The sequence below is a fragment of the Enterobacter sp. 168J2 genome (genome assembly GCF_034107265.1).
Lineage (GTDB): Bacteria > Pseudomonadota > Gammaproteobacteria > Enterobacterales > Enterobacteriaceae > Enterobacter > Enterobacter nematophilus.
Genome location: NZ_JAWNEB010000001.1, coordinates 834,100 through 854,321, shown reverse-complemented (window position 1 = coordinate 854,321; position 20,222 = coordinate 834,100). Strand labels below are relative to the sequence as shown.

General features: G+C 57.1%; 21 protein-coding genes. 15 read left to right on the top strand and 6 right to left on the bottom strand.

Going from position 1 to position 20,222, the window contains the following annotated elements; all coding sequences use genetic code 11:
* Nucleotide 1: 1 nt before the first annotated feature.
* Complete coding sequence (locus USG84_RS04230; RefSeq protein WP_253541739.1) at nucleotides 2–1,030, bottom strand: Mal regulon transcriptional regulator MalI; 1,029 nt, start codon at nucleotides 1,028–1,030, stop codon at nucleotides 2–4.
* 177 nt (nucleotides 1,031–1,207) lie between these two features.
* Between USG84_RS04230 and malX the strand changes: the two genes are divergently transcribed.
* The 3 genes from malX (at nucleotide 1,208) to add (ending at nucleotide 5,119) form a co-directional block, all read left to right on the top strand.
* A complete protein-coding gene (gene malX, locus USG84_RS04225) occupies nucleotides 1,208–2,800 on the top strand; it encodes a maltose/glucose-specific PTS transporter subunit IIBC (protein WP_061098406.1) in 1,593 nt (530 codons plus the stop codon).
* Nucleotides 2,801–2,848: 48 nt separating this feature from the next.
* The gene (locus USG84_RS04220) at nucleotides 2,849–4,021 is read left to right on the top strand and encodes a MalY/PatB family protein (RefSeq protein WP_253541733.1); all 1,173 of its coding nucleotides are present in this window, start codon (nucleotides 2,849–2,851) and stop codon (nucleotides 4,019–4,021) included.
* Nucleotides 4,022–4,117: 96 nt separating this feature from the next.
* Nucleotides 4,118–5,119 carry an adenosine deaminase gene (gene add, locus USG84_RS04215; protein ID WP_253541729.1) on the top strand — a complete coding sequence of 334 codons (1,002 nt, stop codon included), beginning with the start codon at nucleotides 4,118–4,120 and terminating at the stop codon, nucleotides 5,117–5,119.
* A 43-nt stretch (nucleotides 5,120–5,162) separates the two neighbouring features.
* Here add and USG84_RS04210 read toward each other — a convergent pair whose 3' ends face one another.
* Nucleotides 5,163–6,203 carry an oxidoreductase gene (locus USG84_RS04210; protein WP_151413874.1) on the bottom strand — a complete coding sequence of 347 codons (1,041 nt, stop codon included), beginning with the start codon at nucleotides 6,201–6,203 and terminating at the stop codon, nucleotides 5,163–5,165.
* A 241-nt stretch (nucleotides 6,204–6,444) separates the two neighbouring features.
* On the opposite strand from USG84_RS04210, the gene blr reads away from it, so the two are divergent.
* From blr to gstA, 12 genes are all read left to right on the top strand, one after another.
* Nucleotides 6,445–6,570, top strand: coding sequence for a division septum protein Blr (blr, locus tag USG84_RS04205; RefSeq protein WP_168733269.1), 126 nt, complete (start codon nucleotides 6,445–6,447; stop codon nucleotides 6,568–6,570).
* Between the two features lie 233 nt (nucleotides 6,571–6,803).
* On the top strand, nucleotides 6,804–7,019 hold the full coding sequence (gene ydgT, locus USG84_RS04200; RefSeq protein WP_013096896.1) for a transcription modulator YdgT: 216 nt from the start codon (nucleotides 6,804–6,806) through the stop codon (nucleotides 7,017–7,019).
* 86 nt (nucleotides 7,020–7,105) lie between these two features.
* Nucleotides 7,106–7,546: a DUF2569 domain-containing protein gene (locus tag USG84_RS04195; RefSeq protein ID WP_151413875.1), complete on the top strand. Its 441-nt coding sequence runs from the start codon at nucleotides 7,106–7,108 to the stop codon at nucleotides 7,544–7,546.
* Between the two features lie 76 nt (nucleotides 7,547–7,622).
* Nucleotides 7,623–8,204: an electron transport complex subunit RsxA gene (rsxA, locus tag USG84_RS04190; RefSeq protein WP_014883581.1), complete on the top strand. Its 582-nt coding sequence runs from the start codon at nucleotides 7,623–7,625 to the stop codon at nucleotides 8,202–8,204.
* The gene (rsxB, locus tag USG84_RS04185; RefSeq protein ID WP_061098411.1) at nucleotides 8,204–8,782 is read left to right on the top strand and encodes an electron transport complex subunit RsxB; all 579 of its coding nucleotides are present in this window, start codon (nucleotides 8,204–8,206) and stop codon (nucleotides 8,780–8,782) included. The genes rsxA and rsxB overlap by 1 nt, the downstream gene beginning before the upstream one ends.
* On the top strand, nucleotides 8,775–10,892 hold the full coding sequence (gene rsxC / locus USG84_RS04180) for an electron transport complex subunit RsxC (protein WP_253541726.1): 2,118 nt from the start codon (nucleotides 8,775–8,777) through the stop codon (nucleotides 10,890–10,892). Before rsxB ends, rsxC begins: the two co-directional genes overlap by 8 nt.
* Nucleotides 10,893–11,945, top strand: coding sequence for an electron transport complex subunit RsxD (rsxD, locus tag USG84_RS04175; RefSeq protein WP_253541723.1), 1,053 nt, complete (start codon nucleotides 10,893–10,895; stop codon nucleotides 11,943–11,945). It begins immediately after the preceding gene.
* A gap of 10 nt (nucleotides 11,946–11,955) precedes the next feature.
* Complete coding sequence (gene rsxG / locus USG84_RS04170) at nucleotides 11,956–12,576, top strand: electron transport complex subunit RsxG (RefSeq protein WP_253541720.1); 621 nt, start codon at nucleotides 11,956–11,958, stop codon at nucleotides 12,574–12,576.
* Nucleotides 12,577–12,578: 2 nt separating this feature from the next.
* Nucleotides 12,579–13,265 carry an electron transport complex subunit E gene (locus USG84_RS04165; RefSeq protein WP_061098415.1) on the top strand — a complete coding sequence of 229 codons (687 nt, stop codon included), beginning with the start codon at nucleotides 12,579–12,581 and terminating at the stop codon, nucleotides 13,263–13,265.
* Nucleotides 13,262–13,897 carry an endonuclease III gene (gene nth, locus USG84_RS04160; RefSeq protein WP_042719087.1) on the top strand — a complete coding sequence of 212 codons (636 nt, stop codon included), beginning with the start codon at nucleotides 13,262–13,264 and terminating at the stop codon, nucleotides 13,895–13,897. Before USG84_RS04165 ends, nth begins: the two co-directional genes overlap by 4 nt.
* Before the next feature lie 601 nt (nucleotides 13,898–14,498).
* Entirely contained in the window at nucleotides 14,499–16,007 is a 1,509-nt protein-coding gene (dtpA, locus tag USG84_RS04155) for a dipeptide/tripeptide permease DtpA (protein WP_151413265.1), read from the top strand.
* A 105-nt stretch (nucleotides 16,008–16,112) separates the two neighbouring features.
* On the top strand, nucleotides 16,113–16,718 hold the full coding sequence (gstA, locus tag USG84_RS04150; RefSeq protein WP_151413264.1) for a glutathione transferase GstA: 606 nt from the start codon (nucleotides 16,113–16,115) through the stop codon (nucleotides 16,716–16,718).
* A gap of 60 nt (nucleotides 16,719–16,778) precedes the next feature.
* On the opposite strand, the gene pdxY is transcribed toward gstA, so the two are convergent.
* From pdxY to mliC, 4 genes are all read right to left on the bottom strand, one after another.
* The gene (pdxY, locus tag USG84_RS04145) at nucleotides 16,779–17,639 is read right to left on the bottom strand and encodes a pyridoxal kinase PdxY (protein WP_151413263.1); all 861 of its coding nucleotides are present in this window, start codon (nucleotides 17,637–17,639) and stop codon (nucleotides 16,779–16,781) included.
* Nucleotides 17,640–17,705: 66 nt separating this feature from the next.
* Nucleotides 17,706–18,980 carry a tyrosine--tRNA ligase gene (gene tyrS / locus USG84_RS04140; protein WP_023311370.1) on the bottom strand — a complete coding sequence of 425 codons (1,275 nt, stop codon included), beginning with the start codon at nucleotides 18,978–18,980 and terminating at the stop codon, nucleotides 17,706–17,708.
* Nucleotides 18,981–19,105: 125 nt separating this feature from the next.
* Nucleotides 19,106–19,762 (bottom strand): pyridoxamine 5'-phosphate oxidase, encoded by a 657-nt coding sequence (gene pdxH / locus USG84_RS04135; RefSeq protein ID WP_061098420.1) that lies wholly within the window; start codon nucleotides 19,760–19,762, stop codon nucleotides 19,106–19,108.
* Nucleotides 19,763–19,819: 57 nt separating this feature from the next.
* Nucleotides 19,820–20,143 (bottom strand): C-type lysozyme inhibitor, encoded by a 324-nt coding sequence (mliC, locus tag USG84_RS04130; RefSeq protein WP_028012908.1) that lies wholly within the window; start codon nucleotides 20,141–20,143, stop codon nucleotides 19,820–19,822.
* Nucleotides 20,144–20,222: the final 79 nt, after the last annotated feature.

Genomic DNA, 20,222 nt, shown 5'->3' with positions numbered 1-20,222 from the left:
ATTATTTCACCGTCACCAGCCGCGCCGCCACAATCTGGTGCCCGGCCTGGACATCCGTATTGTCGATGCGCTGCATAATTCTGTCCGCCAGCGTGTAGCCCATCTCCCGCGCAGGGGTGGTAGCCCAGACGATGGGGAGATCGTCCAGCGCGTTTTCACCAACGTCGGCGAAGGCCCCTAACGCCACCTGATGACCGAAGAAGGTTTCCACCCCGCCCTCGCCGCTCTGACGCCCGGCGCGGATCAGGCCGAACCAGGCGCCCATAGCAATCACATCGTTGTAGCAAATCACGGCGCTGATCGTCGGGCTGCTTCGCAGCAGCGCGCCAATCGCTTCCGCCGCTTTTTTCTGGCTGGATTCACACTCCACGACCCATTCGCTGTGGAACGGCAGGCCGTATTTAATCAGCGTCGCGCAGTAGCCGCCGACACGCTCGGCGCGCGTCAGGGAAGAGCTTTTACCTCCCAGCCAGGCAATGCGCTGATGCCCGCGGCGAATAAGATGTTCGGTCAACATTTGCGCGGCCTGCATGTTATCCGGGCGCAGCGTATCGGCCTCGTCCAGGTAGCTGGCGCGCGAGGCAAACACCAGCGGCACGCCTTTTTCGGCGGCGCGCTCGCACAGTTCGCTGCCCACGCCCGACGCTCCGGCGACGATCACTCCGTCAACCCCCTGGGTCAGCAGCATATCGAGACGGGAGAGAAGCTGCCCGGCCTCGCGCCCGCCGTGCAGCAGAAAGACCATCCGCCCCTGCGCTTCCAGAGCCTCGGTTAACCCGGCGGTCAGCTCCGCATAGAAAGGTGACGTCAGGTCGCGGACAATCAGGCCAATCACCCCGCTTTGCCCGCCGCGCAGCGCCGACGCCTGGCGGTTACGCACAAAGCCCAGCTGTTCAACCGCCTCGTTCACCCGCTGACCGGTTGCGGGAGAGATGCGACCTTTCCCGCTCAGTACCAGAGAAACGGTGCTGACGGAAACCCCCGCCGCCAGCGCGACATCGTTGATGGTGATTTTTTTCGCTACGGCCATGTGTCGGCGTGACTCCCTGAAATGAGATCGGTAAAACGTTTTATCAATACGTTATCTTTATACTACCAGTCAAAGCCTGAGAATGTGATTCAGCGCGCACTAAACTTTGATAAAACGTTTTATCTTCTCGCAGCATTGAAGCAGACAAACCAATTTTAACAATAAAGGAGTCGTTTTATGACGGCGAAAGCAGCACAAAAAATATCGCTGTGGGAGTTTTTCCAGCAACTGGGTAAAACCTTTATGCTGCCCGTGGCGCTCCTCTCGTTCTGCGGGATCATGCTCGGGATCGGCAGCTCGCTGAGCAGTAAAGACGTCATCACGCTGATCCCGTTCCTCGGTACTCCCGTGCTGCAGGCGATCTTTATCTGGATGAGTAAGGTCGGCTCCTTCGCGTTTAGCTTCCTGCCCGTGATGTTCTGCATCGCCATCCCGCTGGGTCTGGCCCGCGAGAATAAAGGCGTCGCGGCGTTTGCCGGGTTTGTCGGTTACGCCGTGATGAACCTGGCGGTTAACTTCTGGCTGACCGCGAAGGGCATTCTGCCGACCACCGATGCTGCCGTGCTGAAGGCCAACAACATTCAGAGCGTGATCGGCATCCAGTCTATTGATACCGGGATCCTCGGGGCGGTGATCGCCGGGGTCATTATCTGGATGCTGCACGAGCGCTTCCACAATATCCGCCTGCCGGATGCCCTGGCCTTCTTCGGCGGTACCCGCTTCGTGCCGATTGTCACCCTGGTGGTCATGGGTCTGTTCGGCCTGATCATTCCGCTGATCTGGCCGGTCTTTGCGATGGGCATCAACGGCATTGGCCGCATCATCAACGGCGCGGGAGATTTTGGTCCGATGATCTTCGGTACCGGCGAGCGTCTGCTGCTGCCGTTCGGCCTGCAGCATATCCTGGTGGCCCTGATTCGCTTCACCGAAGCGGGCGGCACCATGGAGGTGTGCGGTCACGACGTGAGCGGTGCGCTGACCATCTTCCAGGCGCAGCTGAGCTGCCCGACCACCCACGGCTTCTCCGAAAGCGCCACCCGCTTCCTGTCTCAGGGTAAAATGCCGGCCTTCCTCGGCGGCCTGCCGGGCGCCGCGCTGGCAATGTACCACTGCGCGCGCCCGGAAAACCGTCATAAAATTAAAGGGCTGCTGATCTCCGGCGTGATTGCCTGCGTCGTCGGCGGCACCACTGAACCTATCGAATTCCTGTTCCTGTTTGTCGCACCGGTGCTGTATCTCATCCACGCGCTGCTGACCGGCCTGGGCTTCACCGTGATGGCGGTGCTGGGCGTGACCATCGGCAACACTGACGGCAACGTGATCGACTTCGTGGTGTTCGGGATCCTGCACGGCCTGTCCACCAAGTGGTACCTGGTGCCGGTCGTGGCGGCCATCTGGTTCGCGGTGTACTACGGTATCTTCCGCTTCGCCATCACCCGCTTTAACCTGAAAACGCCGGGCCGCGATACCGATACCGCCACCAGCGTTGAGCAGGCGGTGGCCGGTACCGTGGGCAAATCCGGGTACAACACCCCTGCCATTCTGGCTGCGCTGGGCGGTGCGGATAACATTACCTCGCTGGATAACTGCATCACCCGCCTGCGTCTGTCGGTGGCGGATATGTCAAAAGTGGATACCAACGCCCTGAAAGCCAACCGGGCCATCGGCGTGGTACAGTTAAATCAGCACAATTTGCAGGTGGTTATCGGCCCGCAGGTTCAGTCGGTGAAAGATGAGCTGGCAACCCTGATGCGAACAGTAGAAGCCTGATGCCTCAACCCCCTCTCATGAGGGGGTTTTACTTTAAGGATTAACGTCATGTTTGATTTTTCTACCGTCGTGGATCGACACGGCACCTGGTGTACGCAGTGGGACTACGTCGCCGACCGTTTTGGCGCAGCGGATCTGCTGCCCTTCACCATCTCGGATATGGACTTCGCCACCGCCCCCTGCATTACCGACGCGCTGCATCAGCGCATCAACCACGGCGTTTTAGGCTATAGCCGCTGGAAAAACGACGAGTTTCTTGCCGCCGTTGCGCACTGGTTCCAGCAACGCTTTAACAGCCGCATCGATAAAGAAACCATCGTTTATGGCCCTTCCGTCATCTACATGGTGTCAGAACTGATTCGCCTCTGGTCAAAGCCCGGTGACGGCGTGGTGGTCCACACCCCGGCGTACGATGCGTTTTACAACGCGATTAGAGGCAATGCGCGTCAGGTTGTGCCCGTTGAGATGGAAAAGCAGGCGGCTGGCTGGCAGGGCAATATGGCGGCGCTTGAAGCGGCCCTGGCGAAACCGGAAAACAAAATTTTGCTGCTGTGCAGCCCGCAAAATCCGACCGGAAAAGTATGGACTCTTGAAGAATTGAACCATATGGCCGAGCTTTGCGAACGCTATGACGTGGCGGTAATCAGCGATGAAATTCATATGGACATGGTGTGGGGGATGCATCGCCACACCCCGTGGAACGCTGTGGCACGCGGCAAATGGGCGCTTCTCACCTCCGGCTCGAAAAGCTTTAATATTCCGGCGCTGACGGGCGCATACGGCCTGATTGGCGATGAGGAGAGCCGTACCGGCTATCTCAGCGCGCTAAAAGGCCGGGACGGACTCTCTTCCCCTTCCGTGCTGGCGCTCACGGCACATATCGCCGCCTATCAGCAGGGAGAGCCGTGGCTGGATGCCTTGCGGCGTTATCTGGAAGAGAATCTGTTGTATATCGCGCAGGAATTAAACAGCGCTTTTCCGAAACTTAACTGGCAGCCGCCGGAAGCAACCTATCTGGCCTGGATTGACCTGCGCCCGCTGAACGTTGACGACAGGGCACTGCAAAAAGTGCTGATCGAGCAGCAAAAAGTCGCCATCATGCCGGGATACACGTACGGAAAAGAGGGCAACGGCTTCGTGCGCCTTAACGCCGGCTGTCCGCGCAGCAAGCTGGAACAAGGGGTTAAGCGCCTCATCGCCGGGATCAACACGCTCCTGTAATTTGTTTGCGCAACGGAATATTCCCTTGCGCAAATAGCTTTTTACCCCGTTTTGTTTTTATAATATGGCGCACTTTAACCAGAAAAGAGTGCGACCATGATTGATACACGCCTGCCTTTAACTGATATTCATCGTCACCTTGACGGTAACATTCGTGCCCAAACCATCCTCGATCTTGGCCGCCAGTTCAATTTAACGCTTCCCGCTCAGACGCTTGAGTCATTGATCCCACACGTTCAGGTCACCTCCAATGAACCGGACCTGGTCAGCTTCCTGAGCAAGCTCGACTGGGGCGTGAAGATGCTGGCCTCGCTGGATGCCTGCCGCCGCGTGGCGTTTGAGAATATTGAAGATGCGGCCCGTAACGGCCTGCATTACGTCGAGCTGCGCTTCTCGCCGGGCTATATGGCGATGACCCACGGCCTGCCCGTTGCTGGCGTGGTGGAGGCCGTCATTGAAGGCGTCCGCGAAGGGTGTAAAACCTACGACGTCCAGGCCCGCCTGATCGGCATTATGAGCCGCACGTTCGGCGAGGCCGCCTGCCTGCAGGAGCTTGAAGCGCTGCTGGCGCACCGCGATGCCATCACCGCCGTCGACCTCGCCGGCGATGAGCTGGGCTTCCCGGGCAGCCTGTTCCTCTCCCACTTCAATCGCGCGCGCGATGCCGGCTGGCACATTACCGTGCATGCGGGGGAAGCAGCGGGCCCGGAAAGCATCTGGCAGGCCATCCGCGAGCTGGGCGCAGAGCGTATCGGCCACGGCGTGAAGGCGGTAGAAGATCGCGCCCTGATGGATTTCCTGGCGGAGCAGCGTATCGGGATTGAGTCGTGCCTGACGTCCAACATTCAGACCAGCACCGTGGCAACGCTGGCGCAGCACCCGCTGAAAACGTTCCTTGAGCACGGCGTGCTGGCCTCGCTGAACACGGACGATCCGGCGGTTCAGGGCGTGGATATCATCCACGAGTACAACATCGCCGCGCCGCAGGCTGGCCTGAGCCGCGAGCAGATCCGTCAGGCGCAGGTAAACGGGCTGGAGATCGCCTTCCTTACGCCTGAAGAGAAGCAGGCGCTGCGGAATAAAGTGGCGCGCGGTTAACGCCGCTGCCGGGTGGCGCTGGCGCTTACCCGGCTTACAAAAATTATGCCAGACAAAGCGTGGCGCGATGTTTGGCAGATTCAATCCCCAGCTCAATCAGCTCCATAATCTGGATCGCCTGGCTGGCCGGAACCGGGTTCTCCCCCGTTCCGTTCAGCGCATCGCGGATGGCTGCATAATAGGCCGGATAGTTTCCCGGGATCGTTAACAGGGTTTCCTCAACCAGCTCCTCACCTTCCGCCCGCGTCACGACGCCGTCGCGCATATCATAGCCCCAGTCTTCCTGCGGCAGACGTTCTCCGTTTTTAAGCCGGTCTTCCTGCGGATCGAGGCCAAATTTCACGTAGCTCCCGCGCGTGCCGTGAATGATAAAGCGGGCAGATTCCGCGGCTGCGACCATCGTGCCGTGCAGCACAATCCGGCGCTGCGGGTAACTCAACACCGCGTGGAAGTAATCGGTTGTCTGCGCCCCGGGCCTGAGCTGGGCCAGATCGACCGTCATGCTCACCGGCAAACCAAACAGATTCACGGCCTGGTCCAGCAGATGCGGGGCTAAATCGTACCAGATGCCGCTGCCCGGACCGGCCTGTTCGCGCCAGCGGTTTCTTACCTGCGGACGGAAGCGGTCAAAGTGCGATTCAAAATAAACGATCTCCCCTAACGTGCCTTCCCCGAGAAGTGTCTTAACCGTCAGGAAGTCGCTGTCCCAGCGGCGGTTATGGAAAACGGACAGCACTCTGCCCAGGCTTTTCGCCAGCGCCTCCAGCTCACGCGCCTGTGACAACGTCACGGTGAAGGGTTTGTCAACAATGACATGTTTCCCCGCTTCCAGCGCGGCTTTCGCCAGCGGGAAGTGCGTGTCGTTCGGGGTGGGAATAACAATTAAATCGATATTCGGATCGTTGAAAAGATGTTTAGGCTCAGAGACAACCGGCACTGCGGGCCAGTCAGCGTGGACTTTGGCGGCGTCGCTGCTGGATACCGCAGCCAGCGCCATTCCCGGCGTCCCGGCGATCAGAGGCGCATGAAACGTTTTGCTCGCGTACCCGTAGCCTATAAGCCCGACGCGGATGTTATCACTCATCGTGTTGTCCTCTTTTTTCGTTTCTTATTTCATACTGGCCTGTCTGGCATTGTCCTCATTAATAATGAGCCATGGCGCTTAAAATAGCAGGCTGTAGCGGCTATTTTTGTTACATAGTATTAACCTTCTGATTTTGTATAAGGGAATCGTTCCCAAAGCGCTTGCCGTCAGAGAAACAGCGCTGTAACATTTGCGCCCTGTATTTATGGATAAATTACAACAGTGAATCATGGCATCAATTATTAATCGAATCATTGAATTAGCGGGATGGATTGTTCTTGGGGTTTCGGTCATTTTGCTCGGCGTAGCCAGCCATATTGATAACTACCAGCCGCCGGAGCCTGCTGCCGTCACGCATCCTAAGTAACCGGTTGCTGCTATAAAGAGTGACATAATATGTCAGTTTCGGATTGCCAGCCCCGGTGAACGCGGTTAACCTTCTCTTCCAGGCATCACCTTCGGTGCCTGAATTTCAGCAAAGAAAACTCCTAATTTCGTCGCGTTATCTGAGTGGGCTGTTTACGTCTGTATTAATCCGTTTATTATTCGACCGAATTACCTTAACTGGTATTACTCACTTTTATATGGAAAATTATTAATATGACAGTTCAGGACTATTTATTAAAATTTCGCAAGATCAATTCGCTTGAGAGCCTGGAAAAACTGTTTGACCATCTGAACTACACCCTGTCGGATAATCAGGACATTATCAATATGTATCGCGCCGCGGATCATCGCCGTGCGGAGCTGGTCTCCGGCGGACGCTTGTTCAACGTCGGCGAAGTGCCGAAGTCCGTATGGCGCTACGTTTTATAAGAAAGTAGCCATCCGCGCGAAATGTTATATACTCTCCGCCCTGCAAACTGGCTGTACAACATTTCGCGCAGATAATGGGAGAGTTCATGACCGCAACGCCTGGAGAACGCATCGGAGGCTGGTTAATCGCCCCACTGGCATGGCTGCTGGTTGCCTTATTAAGCGCATCGCTTGCGCTGCTGCTTTATACCACCGCATTGATTACCCCTCACGCCATTAAGACCCTGATGTCGCAAAGCGTGCTGAATATAGCGATGTGGTTTGTGTCGTTCGTTTTCGCGATTGGGATGTGGTACTACACCCTGTGGCTGACCATCGCCTTCTTTAAGCGCCGCAAGAGTGTGCCTAAGCACTATATAATCTGGCTGCTCATTTCGGTTCTGCTGGCGGTTAAAGCGTTTGCTTTCTCGCCCGTGTCTGACGCGCTTGCTGTCCGCCAGCTGCTTTTCCCGTTACTGGCTGCGGCGCTGCTGGTGCCCTATTTCAAGCGTTCAACGCGTGTGAAAAACACCTTCGTGAACCCGTAATAACCTTACAGATAACCTGTTGTCGCCTGCCCCGGTTTGTCCGATAATAGGCGGCTTTTTTATTTCAGGCTAAATAATGACCGATTACTTACTGCTCTTTGTCGGCACTGTGCTGGTTAACAACTTCGTTCTGGTGAAGTTCCTTGGCCTGTGCCCGTTTATGGGCGTGTCCAAAAAGCTGGAAACGGCGATGGGCATGGGGCTGGCGACGACCTTTGTCATGACGATGGCGTCTATCTGCGCGTGGTTGATTGACACCTGGATCCTCATCCCGCTGGGGTTAATCTATCTCCGGACGCTGGCGTTTATTCTGGTCATTGCGGTAGTGGTGCAATTTACTGAAATGGTGGTGCGTAAAACCAGCCCGGCGCTCTACCGCCTGCTGGGTATCTTCCTGCCGCTGATCACCACCAACTGCGCGGTGCTTGGCGTGGCGCTGCTGAACATCAATCTTGGCCATAACTTCATGCAGTCGGCGCTGTACGGTTTTTCCGCCGCCGTCGGTTTCTCCTTTGTTATGGTGCTGTTCGCGTCGATTCGCGAACGTCTGGCGGCAGCGGATATCCCTGCGCCATTTCGCGGTAACGCCATTGCGCTGGTGACCGCGGGTTTAATGTCTCTGGCCTTTATGGGCTTTAGTGGTCTGGTGAAGTTGTAATGAGTGCTATCTGGATTGCCATCGCCTCTATCAGCGTCCTGGGGTTGGTGTTTGGCCTTGTCCTGGGCTATGCCTCCCGCCGTTTCGCGGTAGAGGACGATCCTGTTGTTGAGAAAATTGATGAGCTTTTGCCGCAAAGTCAGTGTGGACAGTGCGGCTACCCGGGCTGCCGCCCTTACGCTGAAGCGGTAGGCATTCAGGGTGAAAAAATTAACCGCTGCGCGCCCGGCGGCGAAGCGGTAATGCTGAAAATTGCCGCCCTGCTTAACGTCGACCCGCAGCCCGTAGATGGCGATGCCGAAGCGCAGGAGCCGGTTCGCGCCCTTGCCGTGATCGACGAGGCAAACTGCATCGGCTGCACCAAATGTATTCAGGCCTGCCCGGTTGACGCCATTGTTGGCGCGACCCGCGCCATGCACACCGTTGTGGCGGATCTGTGCACCGGCTGCAACCTCTGCGTGGCCCCCTGCCCGACGCAATGTATAGAGCTGCGCCCGGTTGAAACGACTACCGAAAGCTGGAAGTGGGATCTTCAAACTATTCCGGTTCGCAATATTCCTGTGGAACAACATGCTTAAGTTATTTTCTGCTTTCAGAAAAGAGAAGATTTGGGACTTTGACGGCGGTATCCATCCGCCAGAGATGAAAACCCAGTCCAACGGCACGCCGCTGCGTCAAATTCCGCTGGCGACGCGTTACGTCATGCCGCTCAAGCAGCATATTGGCGCTGAGGGCGAGCTGTGCGTGAAAGAAGGCGATACGGTGCTGCGCGGTCAGCCGCTGACCTTCGGACGCGGACGTATGCTGCCGGTCCACGCCCCAACATCCGGTAAAGTGGTGGCGATTGCCCCTCATACGGTGGCGCATCCGTCCGCGCTGTCGGAACTGAGCGTGATTATTGAAGCCGACGGTGAAGATCGCTGGATTGACCGTGACGGCTGGAGCGACTACCGCAGCCAGAGCCGCGACGCGCTTATCGAGCGTATTCATCAGTTCGGCGTCGCGGGGCTTGGCGGCGCGGGCTTCCCGACCGGCGTCAAGCTGAGCGGCGGTGGCGATAAGATTCAGACGCTGATTATCAATGCCGCCGAGTGCGAGCCGTATATCACCGCAGACGATCGTTTGATGCAGGATTGCGCCGCCCAGGTGGTGGAAGGCATCCGCATCCTCGCCCACATCTTGCAGCCGCGAGAAGTGCTGATTGGTATCGAAGACAATAAACCGCAGGCTATCTCGATGCTGCGCGCCGTGCTGGCCGGCAGCCATGATATCGCCCTGCGCGTTATTCCGACCAAGTACCCCTCTGGCGGCGCAAAGCAGCTGACGCAAATCCTCACCGGAAAGCAGGTGCCGCACGGCGGACGCTCGTCGGATATCGGCGTGCTGATGCAAAACGTCGGCACCGCTTACGCCGTCAAGCGTGCGGTGATTGACGGCGAGCCGTTGACCGAGCGCGTGGTAACGCTGACCGGAGGGTCAGTTTCTCGTCCGGGTAACGTCTGGGCGCGCCTCGGCACGCCGGTGCGCCATCTGCTGGAACAGGCTGAATTTTGCCCGGCCAGCGACCAGATGGTGATCATGGGCGGCCCGCTGATGGGCTTTACCCTGCCGTGGCTCGATGTCCCTGTGGTGAAAATCACCAACTGCCTGCTCGCCCCTTCTCCAACCGAAATGGGGGAAGAGCAGGAAGAGAAAGGCTGCATCCGCTGCAGCGCCTGTGCCGATGCCTGCCCGGCGGATCTCCTCCCGCAGCAGCTGTACTGGTACAGCAAAGGCCAGCTGCACGATAAAGCAAAAGCCCATAACCTGGCCGACTGCATCGAATGCGGTGCCTGCGCCTGGGTCTGCCCAAGCAACATTCCGCTGGTGCAGTACTTCCGCCAGGAGAAGGCCGAAATTTATGCCATCTCCATGGAAGAGAAACGCGCCGCGGAAGCCAAGGCACGTTTCGAAGCGCGTCAGGCGCGTCTCGAACGTGAGAAGATGGCCCGTCAGGAACGTCATAAGCAGGCCGCCGTTCAGCCTGCCGGGAAAGATCAGGATGCAATCAACGCCGCACTGGCGCGCGTTCGCGAGAAAAAAGCCAATGCCGCCCAGACGCTGGTGATCCAGGCCGGTGATAAACCGGATAACCGCGAAGCGATTGCCGCCCGCGAAGCGCGCAAGGCTGCGGCCCGCGCCCGTCAGGCGGAAAAAGCGCAAACGGCGCAGCCGGAAGCTGAAATCGATCCACGCAAAGCGGCCGTCGAAGCGGCCATTGCCCGTGCCAAAGCCCGCAAGGCCGGGGAGCAGCCAGTGGTGGTTGAACAGGATCCGGTCGATCCGCGTAAAGCTGCCGTTGAAGCCGCGATTGCCCGCGCTAAAGCGCGAAAAGCAGCGCAGCAGACGCCTGCCGCAGAACCCGAAGTACCGGTCGACCCGCGTAAAGCCGCCGTTGAGGCCGCGATTGCCCGCGCCAAAGCGCGCAAAGCGGCGCAGCAGACGCCTGCCGCAGAACCTGAAGCACCGGTCGACCCGCGTAAAGCCGCCGTTGAAGCGGCCATCGCGCGCGCCAAAGCGCGCAAAGCAGCGCAGCAGGAAGAGCAGCCGCAGGCCGCAAACGACGACCCGCGAAAGGCCGCCGTCGCGGCCGCGATCGCGCGCGTTCAGGCGAAGAAAGCCGCACAGCAAGCCGTAAACGAGGATTAAATGGTTTTCAGAATCGCAAGTTCCCCCTACACCCATAACCAGCGTCAGACCTCGCGCATTATGATGCTGGTCTGCCTGGCCGCGCTGCCGGGCATTGCCGTTCAGTGCTGGTTTTTCGGCTGGGGAACCCTGTTCCAGATAGCTCTGGGATGCGCCAGCGCCGTCGCGGCGGAAGCCCTCGTGCTGAAGCTGCGCAAGATGGCGGTTTCCCGCATCCTGGCCGACAACTCCGCGCTGCTGACCGGCCTGCTGCTGGCCATCAGCATTCCCCCGCTTGCCCCGTGGTGGATGGTAGTGCTCGGCACCGTGTTTGCCGTGATTATTGCCAAACAGCTCTATGGCGGCCTCGGTCATAACCCGTTTAACCCGGCAATGATCGGCTACGTGGTGCTGCTGATCTCCTTCCCGGTGCAGATGACCAGCTGGCTCCCTCCGCACGAAATTGCGGCCACGGTTCCGGGCTTTGTGGATGCTTTGCAGGCGATCTTTACCGGCCATACTGCGTTGGGTGCGGATATGAACGCGCTGCGTATGGGCGTAGACGGTATCAGCCAGGCGACGCCGCTCGATACGTTCAAAACGTCCCTGCACGCCGGGCACAGCGTTGAGCAGATCATGAAATCCGCCATCTACAGCGGCATGCTGGCGGGCGCGGGCTGGCAGTGGGTCAACCTGGCCTATCTGCTGGGCGGGCTGTTCCTGCTGCAGCAGAAGGCCATTCGCTGGCATATTCCGGTCAGCTTCCTCGTGACGCTGGCATTCTGCGCCACGCTGGGCTGGGTCTTCTCGCCTGAATCACTGGCCAGCCCGCAGATTCATCTGCTCTCCGGCGCGACCATGTTAGGCGCATTCTTTATCCTGACGGATCCGGTGACGGCCTCCACCACCAACCGCGGTCGCCTGATCTTCGGTGCGCTGGCTGGATTGCTGGTCTGGCTCATCCGCAGCTTCGGCGGTTATCCGGACGGCGTGGCGTTTGCCGTCCTGCTCGCCAATATTACCGTTCCGCTCATCGACTATTACACGCGGCCCCGCGTGTACGGCCATCGCTAAGGGTTTCGCCATGTTAAAAACGATGCAAAAACACGGCGTCACGCTGGCTGTCTTCGCCGCGGTTCTGACGGGGCTGACGGCACTGGTCAATGCCTTGACCAAAACGACCATTGAGGAACAGGCTTCAAAGCAGCAAAAGGCGCTGTTCGACCAGGTGATCCCGTCCGATTTCTACGATAATGACCTGCAAAAAAGCTGCTTTGTGGTAGACGCCCCGCAGCTTGGAAAAGGCGCGCATCGCGTTTTTATCGCCCGTAAAGGGGATAAGCCGGTAGGCGCGGTAATGGAAGCCACGGCGCCTGACGGTTACTCTGGCGCCATACAGCTGCTCGTGGGCAGCGATTTTTCCGGTACCGTTCTCGGGACCCGCGTCACGCAGCATCATGAAACGCCGGGCCTGGGCGATAAAATCGAAACCCGTCTGAGCGACTGGATTTTGCACTTTGCCGGTAAAGTCATCCACGGCGAAGACGACACGGCATTTGCGGTGAAGAAAGACGGCGGCGAGTTTGACCAGTTCACGGGCGCAACCATCACGCCGCGGGCGGTGGTAAACGCCGTAAAACGCGCCGGGCTGTATGCCGAAACGCTGCCCGCGCAAATCAACAATCTTCCGGCCTGTGAGGAGTAATCATGAGCCAGGTTAAAGAGGTTATTGTCCAGGGGCTGTGGAAGAATAACTCCGCGCTGGTACAGCTGCTTGGGCTGTGTCCGCTGCTGGCGGTGACATCTACCGCTACCAACGCGCTCGGGCTGGGCCTGGCGACCACGCTGGTGCTGACCCTGACCAACTTCTCTATCTCCGTTTTGCGCCGCTGGACGCCGTCGGAAATCCGTATTCCGATTTACGTGATGATCATTGCGTCAGTGGTAAGCGTCGTGCAGATGCTTATCAACGCTTACGCGTTTGGCCTGTACCAGTCGCTCGGGATTTTTATTCCGCTTATCGTGACCAACTGTATCGTGGTTGGCCGCGCTGAGGCTTTCGCGGTAAAAAACAACCCGGCCATTTCCGCTCTGGATGGGTTTTCCATCGGGATGGGCGCGACTGCCGCTATGTTTGTCCTCGGCTCCGTGCGTGAAATTCTGGGTAACGGGACGCTCTTCGACGGCGCAGATGCGCTGCTGGGCGGCTGGGCCAAAGTGCTGCGCATCGAAGTGTTCCACACCGACACGCCATTCCTGCTGGCGATGCTGCCGCCTGGCGCGTTTATTGGCCTTGGCATGATGCTGGCGGTAAAATACCTGATTGATGAAAAACGTAAGCGCCGCGCGGCAGAGCGCAGCGTTCTGGAAGGGACACCCGAGAAGGCATCATGAATAAAGAAAAGCGCATTGCGATCCTGACCCGTCTGCGGGACGAGAACCCGCACCCGACGACGGAGCTGAATTTTACCTCTCCGTTTGAGCTGCTGATCGCGGTGCTGCTCTCTGCGCAGGCGACCGATGTGAGCGTCAACAAAGCCACCGCCCTGCTCTATCCGGTCGCCAATACGCCAAAGGCGATGCTGGAGCTGGGCGTGGAGGGCGTTAAGTCTTATATCAAAACCATCGGCCTGTTTAACAGCAAGGCGGAGAACGTGATTAAGACCTGCCGGATCCTGCTGGAACAGCACGGAGGCGAAGTGCCGGAAGATCGCGCCGCGCTGGAAGCCTTGCCGGGCGTGGGGCGTAAAACCGCGAACGTTGTGCTCAATACCGCGTTTGGCTGGCCGACCATCGCCGTGGATACGCATATATTCCGCGTCTCAAACCGGACCAACTTTGCCCCAGGGAAAAATGTCGAGCAGGTTGAAGAGAAGCTGTTAAAAGTGGTCCCTGCCGAATTCAAGGTTGACTGCCATCACTGGCTTATTCTGCACGGTCGTTATACCTGCATAGCCCGAAAGCCGCGCTGTGGCTCCTGCATTATTGAAGATCTCTGCGAATATAAAGAAAAAGTTTATTCCTGACTTTTATCCACGTTCATAATCCCACACCAGGAGAAGGCCTTCCAGAAACCCTTCTCCTGACCATAATTCATCCGCCTTTTGCATCCTCTGACGCGTCACTTCTTCGGCTCTATAACGCTCAAACAGGTTAATACTTTTTTCATAGCCAAAAATTTCTATATATCTGTGATCCCGATCACTCTGATAACGTCATGTTGTTTTTTTGTTGTCAAAGTCACCGCAAACCCTTTGCCGGGCAAGATATAACCGAGTTTACCCGGAAGATAAGACCAGCTATTTTTCAGATTATGGGCTATCTCACTGCAACAGACGGCAAATAGCAGAACATATCGCCAAAAGCCTGTCCCGCAGGGTAGATCCCAGTCGAAAAAACTACCTTTAGTTATCGTATAAAATTTAACGCTGAATAACATTTGCAGAAACCGACGATTATACCGCCCCAGATATATGTAACAGATTATTACAAACGTATTGCCAGACGGGGCAGGATAGTGAACATTACCCGCCGTTTCTCCTCCCAATATAACTATAAGGCGGATGGGCTACGGCCATCACGCTATGAACACCCCCGTTAATATGGGATGTAAAAAAAGAGGTATATGTGTCGACTGCAAACAATAAACCAACAGAAGAAAGCGTGAGTCTGAACGCTTTTAAACAACCGAAAGCGTTTTATCTCATCTTCTCTATCGAGTTATGGGAGCGTTTTGGTTACTACGGCCTGCAAGGGATCATGGCGGTTTACCTGGTTAAACAGCTGGGTATGTCCGAAGCCGATTCCATCACGCTGTTCTCCTCCTTCAGTGCCCTCGTCTACGGTCTGGTTGCTATCGGCGGCTGGCTGGGCGATAAAGTTCTGGGTACTAAGCGCGTCATTATGCTGGGTGCCATTGTTCTGGCTATTGGCTATGGTCTGGTTGCATGGTCAGGACATGATGCGGCTGTGGTCTATATGGGCATGGCAACCATCGCCGTGGGTAACGGTCTGTTCAAAGCAAACCCGTCTTCCCTGCTCTCAACCTGCTACAGCAAAGATGACCCACGTCTGGACGGTGCATTTACCATGTACTACATGTCCATCAACATTGGTTCCTTCTTCTCCATGCTGGCAACCCCATGGCTGGCGGCGAAATTCGGCTGGAGCGTGGCGTTTGCGCTGAGCTTCGTGGGTATGCTGATCACCGTGGTAAACTTCCTGTTCTGCCGCAGCTGGGTGAAAGACTACGGTTCAAAACCTGACTTCGAGCCTGTCCACATGGGCAAGCTGCTGGCCACCATCGTGGGCGTTGTCGTCCTGGCGGCGATCGCCACCTGGCTGCTGCACAACCAGGGTATCGCTCGTGCCGTTCTGGGCGTGGTTGCGCTGGGTATCGTGGTCATCTTCGCGAAAGAAGCGTTCGCCATGCAGGGTGCAGCCCGTCGTAAGATGATTGTGGCGTTCATTCTGATGCTGGAAGCGATTATCTTCTTCGTGCTGTACAGCCAGATGCCGACCTCTCTGAACTTCTTCGCTATTCGTAACGTTGAGCACTCCATCCTGGGCATCGCGTTCGAGCCGGAGCAGTATCAGGCGCTGAACCCGTTCTGGATCATGATTGGTAGCCCAATCCTGGCCGCTATCTATAACAAGATGGGCGACCGTCTGCCAATGCCGCACAAGTTCGCAATCGGTATGGTGCTGTGCTCCGGCGCGTTCCTGGTGCTGCCGCTGGGTACCAAATTTGCCACTGACGCGGGTATCGTGTCCGTTAACTGGCTGATCCTGAGCTACGCGCTGCAGTCTATCGGTGAACTGATGATCTCCGGTCTGGGTCTGGCGATGGTTGCGCAGCTGGTTCCGCAGCGTCTGATGGGCTTCATTATGGGTAGCTGGTTCCTGACCACTGCCGGTGCGGCGATCATCGCCGGTAAGATTGCGAACCTGATGGCGGTGCCGGAAAACGTGACCGACCCGCTGGTCTCCCTGAACGTCTACGGTACCGTGTTCATGCAGATTGGTATCGCTACGGCGGTTATCGCGGCGCTGATGCTGCTGACCGCGCCGAAACTGAATCGAATGACTCAGGACGACGACAAGACCACGGAAGCGAATAAAACCGCTACCGCGTGATATCTGAGAGAAACGACTGAACAGAAGCCGCTAAGAGATTAGCGGCTTTTTTTTTGTTCCTTCGCGCACTAACATAGCTGAAACCTCAGCAAAAAGGAGTTACCGATGAAACTGTTCTACAAACCGGGCGCGTGCTCTCTTGCTTCCCATATCACCCTGCGCGAGAGCGGAAAGGATTTCACGCTGGATGGCGTTGACCTGATGAAAAAGCGCCTGGAAAACGGGGATGACTTTTTTGCGATTAACCCTAAAGGGCAGGTTCCGGCCCTGCTGCTGGATGACGGCACTCTGCTGACCGAAGGCGTGGCGATTATGCAATTCCTGGCGGACAACGTACCGGATCGCCAGCTCCTTGCCCCTACCGGCAGCGTCGCACGTTATAAAACGCTGGAGTGGCTGAACTATATCGCCACCGAGCTGCACAAAGGTTTTACCCCCCTGTTCCGCCCGGATACGCCGGAAGAGTACAAGCCGACCGTGCGAGCCCTGCTGGAGAAAAAGCTGCAGTTCGTGAATGAATCGCTGAAGGACGATCAGTGGATTTGCGGTTCACGCTTCACCATTGCCGACGCGTACCTGTTTACCGTACTGCGCTGGGCACGTGCGGTTAAGCTGAACCTGGAAGGGTTGGACCACATCGCATCGTATATGGCGCGCGTGGCGGAGCGTCCAGCGGTGGCTGCGGCGCTAAAAGCGGAAGGGTTGAATTAAGCGAGCCGTCTGTGTTGCCGGGTGGCGCTGACGCTTACCCGGCCTGCGAACTCTGGACGATTATAATCGTGTGGCGCTGAAATAATGCTCCGGCTTCGCGATGCGATCCTGGGCCGCGACCACCTGCAGTTCATATTCCTGCATCTCTTTCGTCGCAATCATAATTTCGTACACCGCTGCCGTAACGTGCTCCAGCGCGTCTCTCACCGTCGCACCCTGCAGCAGCTTCACCAGCAGCAGCCCGCTGGTCACATCACCCACGCCCACCGGCTGACGCGCGCCGAAATCCACCAGCGGCCGGCTGATATGCCATGCGTCATCTTTCGTCACCAGCAGCATCTCAAAACGCTCCTGGGTCAGCCCTGCGCGGGCGAGATGTTTTACCAGCACAATCTCCGGCCCCTGGGCTATCAGCTCGCGAGACGCGCTTACAGCCTCTTCTACGCTGTTAACCGGATGCTCGCAGAGGATCTCAAGCTCAATCAGGTTGGGCGCAATGATATCGCTGGCGGGCAGCGCATGGCGAACGTGAAATTCCGCTACGCCAGGCGCCACGATGCAGCCTTTCTCCGGGTGACCCATAACCGGGTCGCAGAAGTATTTTGCCGCCGGGTTTGCCGCTTTCACCTGACGCACGATGCCGAGGATATGTTCCCCCTGCTCCGCTGAGCCGAGGTAGCCGCTCAGAACGGCGTCGCAGCGCTTGAGCTGGTCGATATCCGCAATACCCTGCACAACGTCCGTGAGGTGCGAAGGCGGCATCACGCAGCCTGTCCATTTACCATACTGCGTGTGGTTAGAGAACTGCACGGTATTGAGCGGCCAGACGTTGGCACCGAGGCGGCGCATCGGGAATTCCGCTGCGCTATTGCCAGCATGTCCAAAAACAACGTGGGACTGAATGGCGAGGATGTTCTTCATCTTTTTCTTACCAAACCCTGAACAAACAAAAAGGGCGTGGTTTCCCACGCCCCTGGAGACTATTACTTATTTCCAGCAGACCAGACAGTAGTTTTTCTTACCGCGGCGCAGCAGCGTGTAGCGGCCATACAGACGATCGCCGTCAACGAAGGTGTATTCCGGGTCAGCCTGCTTTTCACCGTTGATGGTGATCGCGTTGGAGGCGATGGTTTTACGCGCCTGCCCGCGAGACGGCTGCAGCTCAGAGTCCACCAGCGCCTGCATCAGGTCAGCCCCTTTTTCCATCTCAACCATCGGCACGCCGTCCTGCGCCAGCTGTTCGAAGTCCGCTTCGCTCAGATCGCTCAGCGTACCGTTGAACAGGCTTGCGGTGATGCGTTTTGCCGCGGCCAGGCCTTCTTCACCATGAACCAGTTTGGTCACTTCGTCCGCCAGCACGTACTGGGCACGCGGTGCTTTACCGCTGTTCTTATCTTCCTCTTCCAGCGCATTGATCTCTGCAATGTCCATGAAGGTGAAGAACTTCAGGAAGCGGTAAACATCGGCGTCCGCCGTGTTGATCCAGAACTGATAGAATTTGTACGGGCTGGTTTTCTTCGGATCGAGCCACACCGCGCCGCCTTCGGTTTTACCGAATTTGGTGCCGTCTGCTTTGGTGATTAGTGGAACGGTCAGGCCGAAGACCTGGTTCTGATGCAGGCGACGGGTCAGGTCGATACCGGAGGTGATGTTCCCCCACTGGTCAGAGCCGCCGATCTGCAGAGAGACGCCGTGCAGCTTGTTCAGGCAGGCAAAATCATAGCCCTGCAGCAGGTTGTAGGAGAACTCGGTAAAGGAGATACCCTGGTCGTCACGGTTCAGACGCTGCTTGACCGCTTCTTTGTTAATCATCTGGTTAACAGAGAAGTGCTTGCCGATGTCACGCAGGAAGGTCAGCACGTTCATGCTGCCAAACCAGTCGTAGTTGTTAGCAGCAATGGCAGAGTTATCACCACAGTTGAAGTCGAGGAACGGTGCAACCTGTTTGCGGATCTTATCGACCCACTCCTGCACGGTATCTTCGGTATTCAGCTTACGCTCCGCGGCTTTAAAGCTCGGGTCACCAATCAGACCGGTCGCGCCGCCCACCAGGGCAACAGGCTTATGGCCCGCCATCTGGAAGCGTTTCAGGCATAACAATGGAACAAGATGCCCCAAATGCAAGCTGTCAGCGGTGGGATCGAAGCCGCAATAGAGCGCGATCGGGCCTTGCGCCAGTCGCTCTGCTAACGCTTCCTCGTCCGTCACCTGGGCCACGAGGCCCCGCTCTTGCAATTGTTTAATCAAGTTACTGCTTGCCATCAAATTCTCCATGTATAAACGACTGCACCTTTGCCGGTACACGACTTTTCGCCTGATGCGAAAGGACAATAGAATAAAGCGCAAGCGCGGTGTGCGCTAGCGCTTAAATCAACAAATTTCGGGGATTACGGGGCCAGTCTGTCGATTTTCCAGCCGCCATTCTCGCGCTGGTATAAAAAGCGGTCGTGCAGGCGATGCTCACCGCCCTGCCAGAATTCCATCTGCTCAATCGGAATGCGGAAGCCGCCCCAGAAGCTCGGTAGCGGGATTTCACCCTGCTGGAACTTCTGTTTCAGCTCCAGGAATTTACTTTCCAGCACGCCGCGGGCAGAGATCCGGCTGGACTGTTTTGACACCCAGGCGCCAATCTGGCTGTCGCGCGGGCGGCTGTGGAAATACTTCACCACCTCAAGGGTCGAGAGACGTTCCGCTTTGCCGGTGACCATCACCTGACGTTCAAGCATGTGCCACGGAAACAGCAGGCTGATGCGCGGATTATTTTCTAAGTGGTGCGCCTTGCGGCTGCCCAGATTGGTATAGAACACCAGCCCTTTCTCGTCGTAATGCTTGAGCAAGACGATGCGCTGATACGGTTGACCGTTTTCATCTACCGTCGCGACGACCATGGCCGTTGGGTCGGCCAGCTTCGCGTCGCAGGCCTGTTTCAGCCAGCGTTCAAAGAGCGCGAGGGGTTCAGCGGGAAGATCCTGGCGACGCAGGCCGCCTTTGGTGTATTCACGGCGCAGATGCGCAATTTGCTGCAGTTCATCGTTATCTGACATGGCGTTAGCTGATCTTGAGATTGGGTGGCGCTATTGTGCGCCGCCCCTGTAAAAATCTCAACGCTTCGGATTTTCAAGCTGGCAGTTGTTCAGCACAATGCGGTCGCGTTTGTAGACCGTGGCGCTGTCGCCTTTCGACCAGAAGACATAGATGCCGTCCGAATAACGCGCTCCGGAGGCAGAGATACCCTGCTTAAGGGTCAGCAGCTTATTGTCGTAGACGAAGCTGGCTTCCTGACGCGGGTTATTCAGCTTCACGGTCAGCGGTTTTTCATCGCAGCGATACTCCAGGGTATCGGTCTGCATGCGCTCAAGGAACTGGTTATAGACGCTGCATCCTGACAGCAATAAAGGCGCGGCAATAAGAAGAAGTTTTTTCATGGGCGTATTCCGAAGACTTTCCTGGTCCTGGAGGGCATGGCTGCCCTCCTGTTTTATTCCATTCTAACGACGAGACGCC